The 18,275-nt window shown below is 45.4% G+C and carries 13 protein-coding genes; 10 read left to right on the top strand and 3 right to left on the bottom strand.

The window, feature by feature from the left end; genetic code table 11:
* The first annotated feature begins 2 nt into the window (after positions 1-2).
* Positions 3-1,463, top strand: a complete 1,461-nt coding sequence (locus QUA38_RS10525; RefSeq protein ID WP_333161506.1) for a DUF1802 family protein — start codon at positions 3-5, stop codon at positions 1,461-1,463.
* Positions 1,464-1,522: 59 nt separating this feature from the next.
* Here the strand turns inward: QUA38_RS10525 and QUA38_RS10520 are convergent, their stop codons facing one another.
* The 3 genes from QUA38_RS10520 to QUA38_RS10510 all read right to left on the bottom strand — a co-directional run bounded on the left by QUA38_RS10520 (position 1,523) and on the right by QUA38_RS10510 (position 6,488).
* Positions 1,523-2,239 (bottom strand): Uma2 family endonuclease, encoded by a 717-nt coding sequence (locus QUA38_RS10520; protein WP_333161504.1) that lies wholly within the window; start codon positions 2,237-2,239, stop codon positions 1,523-1,525.
* A 133-nt stretch (positions 2,240-2,372) separates the two neighbouring features.
* Positions 2,373-5,384, bottom strand: coding sequence for an EAL domain-containing protein (locus QUA38_RS10515; RefSeq protein WP_333161502.1), 3,012 nt, complete (start codon positions 5,382-5,384; stop codon positions 2,373-2,375).
* A gap of 270 nt (positions 5,385-5,654) precedes the next feature.
* Complete coding sequence (locus tag QUA38_RS10510; RefSeq protein ID WP_333161500.1) at positions 5,655-6,488, bottom strand: prohibitin family protein; 834 nt, start codon at positions 6,486-6,488, stop codon at positions 5,655-5,657.
* 625 nt (positions 6,489-7,113) lie between these two features.
* Here QUA38_RS10510 and nfi point away from each other — a divergent pair.
* From nfi to QUA38_RS10465, 9 genes are all read left to right on the top strand, one after another.
* Positions 7,114-7,767, top strand: a complete 654-nt coding sequence (nfi, locus tag QUA38_RS10505) for a deoxyribonuclease V (protein WP_333161498.1) — start codon at positions 7,114-7,116, stop codon at positions 7,765-7,767.
* A 453-nt stretch (positions 7,768-8,220) separates the two neighbouring features.
* Complete coding sequence (locus QUA38_RS10500) at positions 8,221-8,451, top strand: KGG domain-containing protein (protein ID WP_006631632.1); 231 nt, start codon at positions 8,221-8,223, stop codon at positions 8,449-8,451.
* A gap of 476 nt (positions 8,452-8,927) precedes the next feature.
* Positions 8,928-9,458, top strand: coding sequence for an FHA domain-containing protein (locus tag QUA38_RS10495; protein WP_333161496.1), 531 nt, complete (start codon positions 8,928-8,930; stop codon positions 9,456-9,458).
* A 105-nt stretch (positions 9,459-9,563) separates the two neighbouring features.
* Positions 9,564-11,567, top strand: coding sequence for an FHA domain-containing protein (locus QUA38_RS10490; protein WP_333161494.1), 2,004 nt, complete (start codon positions 9,564-9,566; stop codon positions 11,565-11,567).
* Positions 11,568-11,626: 59 nt separating this feature from the next.
* On the top strand, positions 11,627-12,055 hold the full coding sequence (locus tag QUA38_RS10485; RefSeq protein WP_333161492.1) for a hypothetical protein: 429 nt from the start codon (positions 11,627-11,629) through the stop codon (positions 12,053-12,055).
* 321 nt (positions 12,056-12,376) lie between these two features.
* Positions 12,377-14,065, top strand: coding sequence for an ankyrin repeat domain-containing protein (locus QUA38_RS10480; RefSeq protein WP_333161490.1), 1,689 nt, complete (start codon positions 12,377-12,379; stop codon positions 14,063-14,065).
* Positions 14,066-14,122: 57 nt separating this feature from the next.
* Positions 14,123-15,277: a DNA cytosine methyltransferase gene (locus tag QUA38_RS10475; RefSeq protein WP_333161488.1), complete on the top strand. Its 1,155-nt coding sequence runs from the start codon at positions 14,123-14,125 to the stop codon at positions 15,275-15,277.
* 257 nt (positions 15,278-15,534) lie between these two features.
* The gene (gene miaB, locus QUA38_RS10470; protein ID WP_333161486.1) at positions 15,535-16,875 is read left to right on the top strand and encodes a tRNA (N6-isopentenyl adenosine(37)-C2)-methylthiotransferase MiaB; all 1,341 of its coding nucleotides are present in this window, start codon (positions 15,535-15,537) and stop codon (positions 16,873-16,875) included.
* A gap of 193 nt (positions 16,876-17,068) precedes the next feature.
* On the top strand, positions 17,069-18,139 hold the full coding sequence (locus QUA38_RS10465) for a D-alanine--D-alanine ligase family protein (RefSeq protein WP_333161484.1): 1,071 nt from the start codon (positions 17,069-17,071) through the stop codon (positions 18,137-18,139).
* Positions 18,140-18,275: the final 136 nt, after the last annotated feature.

Here is an 18,275-nt window from a genome sequence, read left to right as displayed (position 1 = left end):
TCATGAGTATATCTGTTTCGATGTACAATGCTCTGCGTCTACCTGCTGCTGATGTTGAGGCGTTAATTTTAGGGCGATTAATTGTGGCTATGCCCCGGAAATTCATTAATCCGGGGCAGAAGTTTGCTTTGTACCCCGCCAATATCTCGATTAATTTGCTACCCCACGAGCAACATTATCGCTCAAGTTTTTTGCCCGTCGCTAAAAACGCACTTGCTCAGTTAAATTCTGAAACGGTTTTGATAAAAGCTTGGGCTAAATGCGAATTATGCCAAATGCTGAATGATCCAGAATCAGTAGAGGCTTTGTCGCAGTTAACAGTCTGGACAACAGAGGCATTACAGCAAACTCTCCTAGAAAAACCTTATATTTTTCTAGCTTATCTTCGCGTCTATCTGCTACCTCAGCCACTGGAAATGCCAGTGCATCCCAGCGGCAATTTTGTATCTTTGCCAAAGTCTCTAAACGTTACTGATGCAACGCCAGTGTTGAGTGAGTCTATCTTTGCCAAACGCCGTCAAAAGCTGGAAAAATTAGAGCCTCCTGAACATCCAGAATGGGAAGATTTGCAAAGTGCATTAGTGCATTTATCCACCACCAACCCAAAAGCCAAACAACTAGACGCAGAAATCAAAATATTTCTCGGTTGGAGTAGCGATAAGCCTGTAAAACCAATCAAACCGGATTTAGCTTGGATAAAGACTATAGCAGCTTTGGGAAATCGCACCAAAGAACTGGATACAAACAAAAGCAACTATCAAGCAGGAACAGACTTTGAAATTGTAGTGCGCGATAGCCTTGAGTTTTTGGGATTTACCATAGATTATGCTCACAAAGGTGGTGCTGGCGGCTTAGATTTATTATGCTCAAAACCTTACCCCCTAGTTGGCGAGTGCAAAGCTGGTAAAAAAATCCCTAACGATACAGCACTTCAATTGCTGAATTTAGGAACGCTACGCCTCAAAGATCAAGAAACCCTCGCCAAAGCAACTAAGTTGATTATTGGCCCTGGCGTTCCAACTACTCAACTTATGGATGCAGCAAAAAAACACGGTATGGCAATTATGAACCCTGAGACGCTTGAAAAACTGGTTAAACTTCAAAGCAACTATCCTAACTCGGTGGACTTATTTAAACTTAAAGAATACTTGAAACCGGGACAATCTGATGATGAAGTTGCTAAATATATTGAGCAAGTTGAACAAGAAATTAAAGTGCGATCGGATGTTCTGCATAGTTTAAAAAAGTATCAGGAAAAGAGTGGTTTTGAACGAGCAAGTGTCGAGGCTGTTAGTGGTGCTTATTCAATGTCTAATGCACTTAGACCGTTATCACCCAAAGACTTGCACGAAATTCTCGTTGAGCTTTCCTCTCCTTTGACAAATTATGTGGGGCGAATTAAAGGAGAAAATTGGCAAAGCGATCGCTTTTATTTCCTGCGCGACTTGCCGCTAGAGGATTGAGAGAGGTCAAGGGCGATTCCCTGCGGGATAACTTCGCTTCACGTACTTCATCCAATTTCCTACACAGCATCAGGATCTACCCCCAACTCCCGCAATCTCGCCGCCAACCTTTCAGCTTTCTGCAATTGAGCTTGTTCGACCTTAATTAACCCTTCCACCAATGGCGGATCTAAAATTTCATTGACTGATAATCTCAGATTGGGAAATACTACAGATTCCATTTCATTACCCGGCAAGAAATCTGTATACGTGTAACCATCTTCACCTTCAATCAATGCAAAAAGCCGGATTTTTTGCTTGCCAGTTTTAGGGTCAACAATGCAATATTCTGGCACATTCGCTAATTCGTATTCTCCGCGTTTTATCACGTAATCTTCGCGGCGATTTTCGCTGACTACTTCTACCACTAACAGCGGCTTTTCATCAAATTCTAGGATACCTGCACCTGGTCTAGCAGCAGCTTGTTCCAAAAGATTTTGAGTGCAGACAACTACATCAGGAATCCGAGATTTATCTTCATCTGTTCTCACTCCCAGACCCGTTTTTACTACTAAGTCGAGATTGTGCTCAGCTAGGTAACGCTGCAATTGGTAAACTAAATATTCGCAAATTTTGATGTGTAAAATTGTGGCTGTTGGCATCGGGATTAATTTGCCTTTGTACAGTTCATATTTTACATCAGATTCTCCTTGATAAAATCGGTATTCTTCAAAAGTTAATGTCGGCGAAGTATCGAGCTGTTTTTCTTCGACTGCTGGCACAACAGATTGAGACATATATTTTTACCTATCTCGATAGTTTTCTATTATACTAAATTTTGATTTTAACACCCAAGGCATTGAGTACGAAAAGATCGATCGCCCTTATTGACAATCAAGCAATTTGATCCGGTTAAATATTTAGTTCAGTTCACCATTTGGGCGATCGCCTCAACAAGGCTGTAGCTGCCTCACTGTCGAGAGGTTTAGAGAAAAAGTATCCCTGACCGTACTCGCAGCCGATCGCCCGCATTTGAGCCAATTGGACGGCGGTTTCCACCCCTTCTGCCACTACCTCCATCCCCAAACTGCGGGCCAGCATGACGATCGCCCGCACAATTTCCAAATTTTCGCCCATTTCCCCGATGCGACTGACAAAAGAGCGATCGACCTTCAAAATATTAATCGGGAACTTGTGCAAATAACTCAGAGACGAATAACCAGTGCCAAAATCATCAATGCACAAATCAATCCCCAAGTCTCTCAACTGTGAAAGCATCGCCGCCGCCGCTTCCCCATCTTCCATCACCACACTCTCAGTAATCTCCAACTTCAAACAGCGAGCATCAACACCCGTTTCCTGCAAAACTTGCTTAATTTGCTCGATCGACTCCGGTTCCGCAAACTGCCTCCCGGAAAGATTTACGGCTACAGTCAGCCGCGAATTTCCCACAGGTAAATTCAAACTCTGCCACTTAATAATTTGGCGGCAGCTTTCGTTCAAAACCCACAAACCCAAAGGCGTAATTAACCCTGTTTCCTCCGCCATGGCAATAAATTCCATCGGGGAAACTAAACCCCTTTCCGGGTGCAGCCAGCGCACCAGCGCCTCAAATCCGATAACAGAGCCAGTTTTCAAACAAACGATCGGCTGATAATAAACAGTAAAAGGACATTCCAATTTTAAAGTAGTCAATGGCGACTTCTGACGCTCCAATTTCCGATCGATGTCACTCATCGGCGAGTTTTCCGCCGCCGTCCCACAGGCGAAATCCACTATCGAATATTTCAAATTTAGTTCTTCAACCGACTCCCGCAAATCGTGTTCCAAGTGCATCAAAGCCACAGCTTGAGTGTGCATCGCACTGGTAAAAACTTCGTAGCGAGCTTTACCGAGAGCTTTGGCCCGGTACATCGCAATATCAGCATCGCGCAAAATATCTCCCGGCCACTGATATTTGTTGGTACTTAAGGCAATGCCGATGCTAGCAGTAATTAAAACTTTATTACCTTCCAAATAAAGCGGTCGTTCGATCGTTTTGAGAATGGCCTTTGCTTGGGCGATCGCCTCATCAACACCGTGAATTTCTTCTAGCAAAATCACAAACTCATCTCCCCCCAGACGAGCCACCGTATCGCCTGGCCGCAAACAAGTCAAGAGACGGCGAGCCACAGCCACCAACAGGCGATCGCCCATGCGGTGTCCCTGACTGTCATTAATCACCTTAAACCTGTCCAAATCCAGAAACAGCACCGCAAACTGATAGCTCGGATGCCGTTGGGCGCGGGCAAAAGCTTGCCCCAACCTGTCAGTCAACAAAGCGCGGTTCGGCAACTCCGTCAGCGCGTCGTGCAAAGCATCGTGCAACAATTGGTCTTCAGCCACCTTGCGTTCAGTCACGTCGTGACAGTTGACCACAATTCCCCGCACCGAAGGTTCGTTGAGCAAATTCGTCGCCACTGCTTCCAACACGCACCAGGAACCATCCTTGTGCTGCACTCGGTATTCCGCCATTCCCAGGCTAACTCTCGGCATTTGCATCACACCTTTGAACACTTGATCCACTATCAGCAATTCATCAGGGTGAATCAAGTCAAATATAGATCTGCCGAGGACTTCCGCCGTCGGGTAGCCCAAAATCCGCTCTAGGGAAGGAGAGACATAGCGGCAAAAGCCTTTCTCGTCGAGAATTACAATAATGTCTCTAGCATTTTCAATCAACGATCGAAAGCGCTTCTCGCTTTGCCGCAGCTCTTGTTCCGTGCGCTTTTGGTCGGTAATATCGGTATTCATGTAAATCAGACCGACAATTTTCCCTGTGCGGTCTTTAATAGCATCGGCCCGCAGCAACACTTGCAAAGTTTTACCGCTTTTAGTGCGGTTGGTAATTTCACCACACCAAGAATAACCCTGGGCGATTGTGTCGAGTACCTCCCTGGCGACTGGGGCGTCAGCAAAAACTGCCGATATACCTCCGGCTAATTTAAATTCCTCTGCGGTGTCCCATTCAAATAGCTGAGAAAACGCTTGATTTTGATAAATGTGAGTGCCGTTCGCATCGCTGATGCCGATCGCGTCACTCGAACTTTCCACCGCCTTGCGAGTCAGCACCAGAGCTTCTTCTGTCCGCTTGCGCTCGGTAATGTCAATCCCTACCATACAAGCTGCTTTGCCGCGATCGTACTTTTGAGCCACAATCAAATAGTATCCCTGCGACTCTGCCCCGTCGGTTTGTAGCTTAACGTTGAGTTCTTTAACCGCTTCCGTAGCGTCGCCGGCAAAAAACTCCACCACAAAAGAGTTAAAATCCGAGCTAGCGCCCAGAAAACCAATATCTTGACCGACAAAAGCCGACGGCCGCAAACCATGCAGTTTGGCTAAGTGCTGGTTAACCCCCAAATAGCGCAAATCCGAGCTAATCCAAGATACTGTTCCCGGAACTGCTTCCAAAATCGTTTGCAGTTGGTCGTTAGCTTGCTGCAGTGCTTCGTGCACTTCACAGATGCGTTCCGACAAGTCCGACTGAATCCCTACGAAATGAGTCAAATTAGCGCTGTCGTCTCGCACGGGAGATAGCGACAATTTGCTCCAAAAAGGAGTGCCGTCTTTGCGGTAATTTTTGATTGTTGTCTGGATTTCTCGACCTAGGCGCAATGCGTCGCGGATCTTAGCTACGGTAGTTCGATCGGTATCCGGGCCTTGCAAAAATCGGCAATTGCACCCCAAGATTTCCTCGGCGCAGTAACCTGTCATCCGTTCAAAGGCCGGATTGCAATAAATTATAGGACAGTCGGGTGCATTGGCGTCAGCAATAACAATGCCACTGCTAGTAGCGGCCAAAGCTCGATCGCGCAGCCACAGGGCTTCTGACGCAGTATGGCGATCGCCGACATCCCCCACTTCACCTAAATTAGAAATTGACTGGTTCTCCCGATCTCCCATCAGCCGAACTTTCAAGCAAACCTTTACAATTTCCGAGTTGTTTCTTACTCTAACGTTTTTCAGGACTCGCGCAACGTAAATTGTATCTGGGCATTTAAGTAAGCGGGATTTCACCTTAGTGGTTAGTTGTATTTTCTACCCTTGCTGTTCGGCATTTAAAAAAAGCACATCTTCACTTCCGCAGTGAAAAACCGTCTATTCTTCTCCCCCTCAGACTCTCTCCCCCTCTTCCCTTCTCCCCGCGCCCTAGCAATCACGATATGCAGCAGCTTATTTAGCAGGAGTTGCAGCTTGAGAACTCGGCGGCGCAATATTAATTAATGGCAAAGTTCCGCCTCCTCCCATTACTGTCGGAAACTGGCTGTTCCATTTTTCAATTGCTTGCTGCTGCAAAATTTCGGCTGTTAATGTTTGCCGCTGCAAGCGTTGAGCTTCAGCTTTACCTTTAGCACGGTTAATTTCAGCTTGAGCATCTTGGGTTGCTTTTTTAACTGTAAATTCTGCTTGTTTAGCTTCTTGTTCGGCTATTTGTTTGGATTCGATGGCTTTGCTAAATTCTGGAGAAAAGCCAAAATTTATTAACGAAACATCTCTGACAATGACGCCGTAAGGCTCCAAGCGCTTTTTGAGGCTGTTGTCGATTTCTGTTTTTAGCTCCGTGCGCTTAGTGATAATTTCTTCGGCGGTTTTTTTATAAGTTGCTGCTTTGAGAACTTCGGAAATTGCCGGACTCAGAATGCTGGTAACAATTTGTTCTTCGTCTCCCACTTGTTGAAAAACTTGATTGACTTTGGCGGGGTCAACATTCCAGTTGACTGCCAAATCTGTAGTAATACTTTGCAAATCTTTGGATGCTGCATCTGCTTTCAAATCTGTTTTTTGTACCCGCACGCTGAGAGTTTTTACAGATGTGAAGATCGGTAAAATCGGGTGGATGCCTTCATCTAAGATCGCGTCTTGAACTTTGCCGAAGCGCATCACGACGCCGCGTTCCCCTGCGCCGACGAGGGCAAAAGGTCTTAAAATTAAGGCGGCGATGATGAAGACGATGCCACCGACGATGTAGAGAGCTAGGTTATACTGAACATTTTGCATGGTTTTCATATGTTTATTCACCTATGTTGTGTTACTTGATGTTAGTTTTCTATCCGATATTATCTAAGATTATAACTTCATATTAAGGGTGAAACAACTCATAAATTCATTGATTTTTTTTCATAAAAGTCATATAGTTGCGAGGGTCTGGGGACCTCTTAGCTCGATGAGGGGCGATGAACAATGGCACTTGTAGCTGGGTGAGATTATTGATGAATAAATGTTTCAAGTATCTTGACAATGAGGATAAATTTAGATAAACAAGTAAATAAATAGCTCGATCGCTCTCAGACAAGGAATAAAATGGCGATCGGATAGAGAAAGCTTTCTAGAAAGCTAAAAAATCAGCATCAAATAGGTATTTTTTGTAAATTTTGAGTAGAAAATTGGAGGCGCGTGCCGATAAAACCTTGGGGGGTTGGTTCAAGCACAGGCGAAAGATAGAATTTCACTCTCCGACTTACAGACTCTATTTGTAGAATTGGCATCGACCCGCCTTGCTCAACCCTCCTGAGTAGAAAAAAAGACTCCTTGGGCAAGCTAGGAATTTATAGCTATAAACGATAAAAATCTGAGTTTAAAAATCCCTGAAAATAAGTTAAGCTTAGATGAGAACGGTTGAAGAAAAATCAAAATGTTGCAGCGACACCCTTGGCCGCAGACAGTTGAAGAGGCGATCGCCATTCAAGAACAGCTTCGGTCAGAGGTAATTACCACAAATCAACTGGACACAGTTCGATACGTCGCAGGCGTAGATGTCGGCTACGACAGTGCAAACGACGTATCGCAGGCCGCTGTAACAGTTCTGAGCTTTCCCAACTTGCAATTGCAGCAGCAAGCTGTGGTTCGCAGTCCTACAACTTTTCCTTACGTTCCGGGTTTCCTGTCTTTTCGAGAAGTACCGGCAGTCCTTGAAGCTTTGGAAAATATCAGTTTGAGGCCAGACTTGATATTGTGCGACGGTCAAGGACTAGCCCATCCCCGCAGGTTCGGTCTTGCCTGCCATTTGGGGGTTTTGACAGGGATTGCCACGATCGGAGTTGCCAAAAATCGATTTATCGGAGAACATTTAGAAGTCGGACTCGACCGCGGCAGTTGGCAACCCTTGCTGCTGGAGGGATCAACGGTAGGAGCAGCGCTAAGGACGCAAACAGGAGTAAAACCGATTTATGTTTCGATCGGTCATAAGGTAAACTTGATAAGTGCGATCGAGTACGTCCTGCGCTGCGCCCCAAAATATCGCTTACCAGAAACAACTCGATCGGCAGACCAACTAACATCGGGATAACTGGCAAGCGCCGAAGGCATCAAAAAAAAACTAAAAAGACCAAACAAGCATCCCTCTTTGGACTTTTAATTTTTGAGGTGTCGCGGTTAGGTCGAAAAATCCTCTGAGTCTACAGCCAATCAGCTTTGGGTTCCATCCTTCCAGCGAACTAAAGAATGACTATACCTGAGAAAGAGGTATAAAAGTTGGGGGGGTTTATAGAATGATTGAAAGACAGTAACCAGCTTAAAACATTGGCGGCTCTAACTATAGTGCCCGGGCGTGAACTATTTTTAGTTCACATTTGTAAATTATGAAAGATTCATCCTGCGAGTTAAACCAAAAGCTTAGATTCGTCTGATGAGGTTTCATAAATTACCGTCGGATATCTCACCACTGACTGGGAGTAACCACGACAGTGGGAGGCGAAGGCGCGATCGAGCTAAAAAATCAGAAAAAAACAAGGAGACAGTCATGGCTGAGAAAAGCAAACGCGGATTCGCTTCTATGGATGCAGAAAAACAGCGCGCAATTGCTAGCAAAGGCGGAAAAGCTGCACACGAGAAAGGAACTGCACACGAATTCACCCCTGAAGAAGCCAGACAAGCTGGTCAAAAAGGCGGCGAAGCTGTCAGCAGAAATCGCGAACACATGGCTCAAATTGGTCGCGAAGGCGGTCGGAAAAGCCGCAAGAGCGAAGCTTAAGTCTCTCAAGGCTTGGCCCTGTAATGAAAGATTGCACAGTTGCAGCGTGAGAGATAGCACTAGGACAGTGAACGTTTGAGGAGGTTGGGCGATCGAAGTTACCGAGGTAGTTCCATCGCCCAACTTCCAAAATTCGTCCCTAGCGCCCCAAACCTTCGCAAATCTGGAAACCCCACAGCCATTAGTTTTTAGTAATCGCTGCTCAATCTTTAACAGCAAAATTTTAACAAAGGTGTACTGGGGTCAATAATTTTGTGGGAAAGAAAAGCTGGCAAGCGCGAGTCAGTCTCTCAAAAAAAGCCAATACGATCGCAAAAAGCCCCGAAGTCGGGGCTTTTTGTTGTGCTGCACATAATATTTTCAGAAGTTCGATCGAGTCCGTGTCAATAATTCTAATTAAGTTTTTTGGTGATGAAGTCCGTCCTCAAAATAAATCAGTTAATATTTTTTTATATTTTTGAGCAAACTATACAATCATGACAAACCAGCTCACTTTAGCATGGACAGAAGCTGGGGTGCGTCAAACTCAGACAATTGAAAACGGACAGCCGACCAAGAATCCCGGAACCGTGAGGCTTGGGCGCGATCCGGCGAAGTGCGATATAGTATTTTCGCATCCCAGCGTATCCGGGCTGCACGTTGAAATATTTTTTAATCACGAATTGCAGGAGTATACAGTGCGGAATTTGCGCGAAAGCAATCCGCCCCTGGTAGATGGAAAAATTCTCGCCCAAGGCGAAGCAAAATTGAAATCGGGAAGCCACATTCATTTAGGCCAAGTGCAAATTGAGGTGGTAAATGTGACGGAGGTGCAGGTAGCCGCGCCCCAGACAGTTTTGCTGTCCGGGCCTCCCGCACCTGGTAACTTTCAGCCGACGGGGCCTTCAAAATATGGTTTGCAGTGTCCCAAATGCAGCCGAATTTCGCCTTACGCGCAGTTGAATGCGGGGTGTCCGTGGTGCGGTACTTCTTTGGCGGCGGCGGCGAGTGTGGTCATCTCTCCGTGAGAGTGTAAAAAAGGGAAAATCCGGCTATCCGCTAAACACTCTCAACTTCAAAAATCTTTTTTTGCAGAAAGCTCAAAGCCGACGGCTGATGTTTAAAAAATAATCATGAATTCTCAACCCTTGCGCCTGCGACTGACTTGGACAGATACAGCTACGGGGGATTGTCGATCCCCCATACTCGACTTACCCATCGCTTTGGGACGAATTTTTGAAGCTATGCCCGCCACAATCAACGGGAAACGAGTTTCTCGCATTGCGCTCAGCAGCAGTCAAGTTTCTCGCTTTCACGCAGTGATTGGCACCGAAGGTAACAGTATTCTACTCACTGACACGGGTAGCCGCAACGGTACTTTTGTGAATGGCGTTCGCCAAACCCGTTGCGTGCTGGCACACGGGGATATGCTGCAAGTTGGCCCCTACGCGATCGGCATTTCTTTTGCTGTTAATTCCCCAGAAACGCCGTCGGTCAATTCTCACATTTTCTTTAACCCGCAGACCAATGGGCCAGACCCCGCACTGGGCCAGCAAATAATGTTGCAGCTTCCTCAAACAATTAGTAGGGAAGAATTTCCGCCACTCGCATTTTTGCAAGCTTCTCAAGTGTCAATGCGATCGCTCGAATCTAGGGGACTGCCTGTGACAGAAGTTGATTGGGCTGCTGTTGGCGGCGGTTTGGGCAGCTTTATTTGGGTGGATTTGCTGAGAATTTGCGGTGTAAAAATCGATCGAATTGCGGTTTTGGGCATGGAAAAGCAGCCTTACGCCCGCTATCTGCGCCTGTGCCTCAATTCTCAAATTCCGCTCCGAGAACGCCTACGATCGAATTCTGACTCTTGTCCAGACAACATTTGGGGGTGGCCTCCCTATGCTTTGCGGGAAGCTTGGCAGGAATTGCTCAAAGGGCGTTTGGGGATGTCGTTGAAGTTGATGTGGCAGGTATTTGCTGAACCGACTTTTGCCGAAACTTATACGCCTCGCGCGGGGAATGTGTTTGATTCTATTGACAGGGAAGTCGATCGAATTGGGTGGAATCAGATGTTTCGCTACGGTAGAGTGCGGGGAATTCGCAAAACAGATGACGGCAGGTACGCGATCGCTTATTCTCGATCGAATGCGGATCACCGCGAGCACGCTTTTTTAATCGCCAAATACGTACACTTAGCCACCGGCTATCCCGCCATTCAATTTCTGCCCGACTTGCAAGCTTATCGCGAAAAAACCCAGGATTTTGAGTCGGTTGTCAACGCTTATGAAAGCCACGACGGCATTTACGAAAAATTGGAGGCCAGCGGCGGCAGCGTGTTAATTCGAGGCAGGGGAATTGTGGCTTCGCGGGTGGTGCAGCGAATTTACGAAGCGCGACAGCGCAATCGCAACATTCAAGTATTGCATTTGATGCGATCGCCCAAACCTCAAGGTAACAAATTTAAACTCGCTCAGCGAAGAGTCGAAAATCACTACGAATTTCAACCTTTCAACTGGCCCAAAGCTTGTTGGGGCGGGGAACTCTGCGTACTTTTGGAAAAAGCCGCCCCTGAATTGCGGCCGCAGTTGCTCACAGACTGGGGCGGCACTACTACAGCCCAGCGCAGCGACTGGCGGCGGATTGTCAAAGAAGGTTTAAGTCAAGGATGGTATCAAATTACCTTCGGGGAAGTCGAGCGAGTCGAGCGCGACAGTCAAAACCGCACGGTGACGTACATTCAGGAGAAGGAACTCAAGGGACAAATTAAGTTAGAAGCTGATTTTATTATTGATGCTACGGGTTTGGACGCTAAGGTAAAAACCAGTCCCCTGTTAAACGATTTGGTAGCTCAATATAATCTTCCCCTCAACGGTTTGGGCCGGCTGAGTGTTACCAACGATTTTGAAGTGCCAGAATTGCGGAATTCTTCTGGTAGCAACGGAGAAGGCCGGGTATACGCAGCAGGCGCGATTACTTTGGGAGGGCCTTACGCACCGGTAGACAGTTTTTTGGGCTTGCAATACGCCGCCTTGCGATCGGTTGAAAGTCTGGCCACCAACCGAGTTCCGGGTGTGCAGAAATTGAGTGTTTGGCGATCGTTTGTGCAGTGGTTGAAGTGGATTTTTAATAAATCTCCAGATTGATTAGAAACAAAACCGTTTCGCATTCAATCTAAAATCCAAAATCTAAAATCTAAAATCGAATGACTCCCACCTTATTTGGTCGATGGCAAACTCGAATTTTATTATTTGCAACAGTCGGCGTTTTAGTAACACTGCCGTTTTTTCTAGGTTTAATCGCTGGTAAATCAGGCTCGATATTTTTCGGGATTTTAGGGTATGTAGCGATTTTTGGTATCGGCTGGGATACCTTATATATCTACATCCAGCAGTACCGCTGGGATCGAGATTGGCCCGGCGCATTTCAATTTCTCGCTGGGATTTGGGAAGCACTTTTTGTCTTGCTATTAATCAAAACTATCGGTTTACCGGGTATACCGCTGCTAGACTTTGATTTAGGAACTTTTGCTCTACATTATAGTTTTGTATGGCTGGCTATTTACCTGGCATCGCAAACAGTAATGCGGATTTTGTTTCCCTACTGGCGTTTCCGAGGCGGCCAATGGTTCTAACAATAGTTTAGTTCAGGGAGCGATCGGGCAAATCTATCTTATAATCCACATCAAGCACCTTGCCAAAACTATCCCTGGGGCTTTCCTGATTATCTTCCTCTCTGGAATTTAGCCAACACTCTCTTGAAATTGGCGATCGAAAAAACCAGAAACCACACCACAACACCCGCACCGATGCCAATCAAAAGCAGCATTAGCTGATGGGTGTATAATGGAGAAGTCACCACTCGCTGGAGAAACTAATGGAATGGAAACTTAAAACTATTCCAAAATGCGGTACAAATGTTAGGAATATTTGATTAGCAAATTTAACTCAAAGCAATGCAAATTCATATTGATGCCGAACAAGGAAATATTCCAGGTGTAGCCCACCAAATTGCTAGTGGAGTCGATATTGATAGTACAGATAACTTTTACTCAAACACACCATTGATGTGCGCGATATCTAGCTCAAAGGCAACGAGCGATATGGTTAAGTTTCTTTTAGACAACGGAGCTGATATTGAAGTGATTTGTGGAGAGCATGAAAATAATGTACTCAGCTTAGCCGTGCAATCAGGGAGTCTCGATAAAGTTCGACTGATTTTGGATGCTGGAGCCAACATAAACTATCAGAAACCAAATGGCTATCATGTTTTAATCGATGCCATAAATGGATGCGCTATCTCAACAGATCGAGAATTCTTATCAATTTTAAGTTTGCTGATCGAAAGAGGTGCAGAACTTAGCAATGTCAGTATCTACAGCAAGTCCGCCGTGAGTTTCGCCGCACAAAGGGGACGTTATGATGCTGTCAAATTATTGCTAGAGGCAGGTGCGGATGCTAGTGACCAATGGGCGGGACTAATGCAAGCGATCGCCTGTGAGGATGTCGAAAATGTAAAGGTATTACTCGCTCAAAATCCCGATATTTCTGCGCGCGACTGCTGGAGTCGAACTCCTTGGCTGTTGAGTTTGGAAGTCGGTAAGCTTGAAACAGCCAAATTATTATTGTCAGCAGGAGCAGATCGCAGCGATCGTGGACACTGTGGCCAGACTCCATTGATGTATCCCATCGAAAACGATAAAACCGAAGTCTTAGAATGGTTGATTGAGCAGGGATTTGATATCGAAGCTACTGATGATTTTAATAGCACTCCTTTAATTTTAGCGGCAGAATGTGGCGCGACTGATTGCGTGCGTATTCTCTTAGAGAATGGAGCCAATCCTAGTCGAATTAATCATTGCTCTGATAATGCTATTAAATTGGCAAGTAATCTACAAATTGTCCGAATGCTTGTTGATGTGGGCGAAGATTTAAGCGATATTAGCGATGATATGAGGCAATATCTAACTGGAGTGGGTAATTACGATCTCGAAGTAACGCGAGAACAATATTTGTCTGGCAGAGAGCGTCGATTTGGGAAAACTAATCCAGAAGTAATGGAAGTGGACTTTTGGAAGGCAATGATTCTGAGTGGTAGTGGGCATTGGGAGGCGAGCTCAATGTTTAGCGGGGATAACTACGATAGACCTGCTGTATGGTGCTATCAAAGATTTGGGAGAACAATTACAGAATTGCCAGATGGAAGAATCATTGAAATTGCTGGCGAACACGAAGATCACTACGATCCAGACTTTTGTATCTATAACGATGTGGTTGTTTACGACGGACATGGCAAATTTAAGATTTTAGGCTATCCCAAAGAGGTTTTCCCTCCCACTGATTTTCATTCTGCAACCTTAGTTGAAGAGTATATCTACATTATTGGCAATTTAGGCTATCCTAAGGACAGAAACTATAATGAAACGCCAGTTTATCGACTTCACCTCGACACGTTCAAAATAGAAAAGCTGACAACTACAGGAGATAAGCCTAAGTGGATTTGTCGTCACAAGGCGCATTACAAAGAGCCCTCAAAAATATTAATTACTGGTGGAAAAGTTGCAGAGAAATACGTTGATAACTCAATCGATTATATTTTGGATTTAACAACTTTAATTTGGAGTCAAGCGAATACGAATGAATAAAATGAGTTCCATTAAGTTAATCTTTTCTGTTTCCCAATTTCCAATTCCCCATTCCCCATGCCCAATCCCCAATGCCCAATCCCCTGTATATTTTCTTTTTTTTCAGGTTCAGGCTTCCTCGATTTGGGCTTTGAGTCGATCGGCTTTAATGTAGCGTATGCCAATGAAATTTTCCCACCTTTCATGCAAGCATACCGCTATTCTCGGCAGTGCCTGAATTTGCCGCTACCAGAATACGGATATTGCGAAGGAGAGGAAGCAGATGTAACTCGACTGGTAGGGGGAGAACCAGCTTTTCGCCTGCGGGAATTAATGCAGGATGCCCGCAAGCATCACGATATTGTGGGATTTATCGCGGGGCCGCCTTGTCCTGACTTTTCTATGGGTGGCAAAAACCGAGGTGGGGAAGGAGATAAAGGTCAACTTTCAGCTTCATACATTGAATTGATTTGTCAGCAGCAGCCAGATTTCTTTTTATTTGAAAATGTCAAAGGTTTGTGGAAAACCAAAAAACATAAAGCTTTTTACGACGAACTAAAACAGCAGTTGGCGGATTCGGGATACGTTTTTGCAGAACGTTTAATTAATGCGATAGAATACGGTGTTCCGCAAGATAGAGATAGAATTATTTTGATTGGATTTAGAAAACACTTTGTCAAAAATTTGGGCATTTCCCTAGAGGAAACAAGCCAAATGTTAGCCGAAAGTTTATTTCCTTGGCAAAGTCAAATATTATATCCCAAATCAGAAACTTTTTCTCATCCTTGGCCTGATAGAACAGCCTTTGCAGGTGATGGTTTCGTTCCTTGTCCTGATGGCATTCCCCAAGATTTAACGGTAGAATTTTGGTTCCAAAAAAATGACGTTCTCAACCATCCCAATGCCAAACACTATTTTCAACCCAAAGCAGGCCTTAAACGGTTTGCTTCCGTTGATGAAGGAGATGATTCAAAAAAATCTTTCAAGCGATTGCACCGGTGGCGTTATTCGCCAACAGCTTGTTATGGCAATAACGAAGTTCACTTGCACCCTTACAAACTTCGCAGACTTTCTGTTGCAGAAGCACTGGCTATTCAGTCACTGCCAAAAGATTTTGCACTGCCAGCCAAAATGACGTTGACTAATATGTTTAAAACTGTTGGCAATGGAGTTCCTTATTTGGCTGCACAAGGTATTGCCAAAACAATTTTACAGTTTTTACAGACAAAATAAATAGATAAATAAGCGCAAGAGTATTTCAGAAACCCGGTTTATTTCTAGATTTGTCGTGACTAATCCCAAAACTCGTAGAAATCGGCTTCCTAGCCCCATGTAACAGTTAATCGTTGCGCCTCACACACGCTAGAGATTGGTGAACGCCGTTGTTTAAATGAACTAATAAAAAGAAAAATTCACAAATGGTTTACACTTGTTATATAATAGTTGGTTAAGGTTGAAAACCTATATTTTTTATTTGCCTGCAATTCGCCATGACCGTTAAACCCCGCCGCTATCACATCACTACTTTCGGATGCCAGATGAATAAAGCCGACTCGGAACGGATGGCCGGCATTCTGGAAAATATGGGCTTTGAGTTCTCGGAAGACCCGAACGAAGCTAGCTTGATTCTCTACAATACTTGCACGATTCGCGATAATGCCGAACAAAGAGTTTATTCTAACCTCGGAAGGCAAGCTCATCGCAAGCGCCAAGAACCGGGTTTAACTTTAGTTGTAGCTGGATGCGTCGCGCAGCAGGAAGGTGAAGCGCTGCTGCGGAGAGTGCCGGAATTAGACTTAGTAATGGGGCCGCAACACGCTAACCGACTTGAAGATTTGCTGGAACAAGTTTTTGAGGGCAATCAAGTTGTGGCGACTGAAGCTGTTGAGATTATGGAGGATATTACTAAGCCACGCCGCGACAGCAAGGTGACTGCTTGGGTGAATGTAATTTACGGCTGCAATGAACGCTGCACTTATTGTGTTGTGCCGAATGTTCGCGGGGTTGAACAGTCGCGAATGCCAGAGGCAATTCGCGCGGAAATGGAGGATTTGGGCCGTCAAGGTTACAAGGAAGTAACTTTGTTGGGGCAAAATATTGATGCTTACGGGCGCGATTTGCCGGGGACAAAACCGGACGGCAGCAACCAGCATACTTTGACGGATTTGCTTTATTTTGTGCATGATGTGCCTGGTGTCGATCGCCTCAGATTTGCTACTAGCCACCCGCGCTATTTTACGGAAAGATTGATTAAGGCTTGTGCTGAATTACCGCAGGTTTGCGAGCATTTTCACATTCCTTTTCAGTCGGGAGATAATGATATTTTGAAGGCGATGTCGCGGGGTTATACTCAGGAAAAATATCGCCGGATTATTGATACAATTCGCCGTTATATGCCGGATGCTTCGATTACTGCGGATGCGATTGTCGGCTTTCCCGGTGAGACGGAAGCGCAGTTTGAAAAGACTTTGAAGTTGATCGAAGATGTTGGTTTCGATTTGGTGAATACTGCGGCTTATTCGCCTCGCCCTGGGACGCCGGCGGCTTTGTGGGAAAATCAGTTGACTGAGGAGGTGAAAGCCGATCGCCTGCAACGAATCAATCATGTAGTGACAACAACGGCTATGGAACGATCGCAGCGCTATTTCGGACGCACTGAAGAGGTTTTGGTGGAAGTCCAGAATCTCAAAGATCCAACTCAGGTGATGGGACGCACTCGCGGCAATCGTCTCACATTTTTTAAGGGCGATATTGCTGAATTGGCGGGTAAAATTGTGCGGGTTAAAATTACAGATATTCGCGCTTTTAGTTTGACGGGAGAAATGCTGTAAGCTGTTGGGGCATTTAAATTGTATGTCAATAAATAATCAAACAATGACTGGGGAGTTTCTTCGAGGTCGCCCGCAATATACAATTTAAATTCGCAATAGGTTATGCTTAATTCTTAGTTTCTGTCGCATACTTCCTGTGATAGCTGCGCTAACTGCGTGTATATTTGTCAAAAAGTACCGGGAGTATTAAAAAATGACAACCATGCGGATCGGGCTATTGTTCGGGGGGCGATCGGGCGAACACGAAGTCTCAATTAGTTCAGCGCGGGCGATCGCCCGTGCCCTCGCTGCTGACGAAAATGTCTCTAAATACGAAGTTCTGCCCTTTTACATCCAAAAAAACGGCCGCTGGCTGTCGGGAACATTACCTCAACAAGTCTTAGCCACCGGAAAACCTCTGGAAATAGAGGAACAAACAGCACAAAACGACTCGCCCGCTGGACAGTTTCCTAATTTTAATGCCGTAGATGTTTGGTTCCCTATTTTGCACGGGCCAAACGGTGAAGACGGTACGGTGCAAGGGTTACTGAAATTAATGCAAGTTCCTTTTGTCGGTTCCGGCGTTTTAGGTTCGGCGCTGGGAATGGATAAAATTGCCATGAAAATGGCTTTTGCTCAGGCTGGTTTGCCACAGGTAAAATACATCGCTGTCAACCGTTCCGAAATCTGGTCTAATCCTTGCGTTTTCCCCAAACTGTGCGACAAAATTGAAGCAAGTTTGGGCTATCCTTGCTTTGTCAAACCTGCGAATTTGGGATCGTCTGTGGGAATTTCTAAAGCTCGATCACGCGCTGAATTAGAAGCAGCACTCGACAGCGCCGCCAGCTACGACAGGCGGATAATTGTCGAAGCGGGTGTGGTTGCTAGAGAATTAGAATGTGCAGTTTTAGGCAACGATAATCCCCAAGCTTCAACGGTGGGAGAAATTACTTTTCAAAGCGATTTCTACGACTACGAAACAAAATATACCCAGGGACAAGCCGACTGCTCAATCCCGGCAAAAGTCAGCGGTGCGATCGTCTCGAAAATCCAAGAAATGGCAGTACAAGCATTTTTGGCTATAGACGCGGCAGGTTTAGCGCGAGTAGACTTTTTCTACATTGAATCAACCGGAGAAGTTTTGATTAACGAAATTAACACTTTTCCCGGCTTTACAGCTACCAGTATGTATCCGCAAATGTGGGCAGCGGACGGCATCTATTTCCCTGAATTAGTAGACCGTTTAATTCAATTAGCTCTCGAACGGCACGGGGAAAAAGGTTGAATGGCGAGTTGTAAACCGCTGCCGTGCCAACCGAAAATAAAATATTTTCGCAGGTAATATACTGGAGTTTAGACTAACAAGGGAAAGAAAAGGGAGCCTGTGATTGGCACAGGCTCCCTAAAGGCAGAAAATTGAG

Origin of the sequence: Microcoleus sp. Pol12B4 (genome assembly GCF_036701385.1) — a bacterium.
In the GTDB taxonomy this organism is placed as follows: Bacteria; Cyanobacteriota; Cyanobacteriia; order Cyanobacteriales; family Microcoleaceae; genus Microcoleus.
This window is presented reverse-complemented; position numbering and strand designations above follow the sequence as displayed.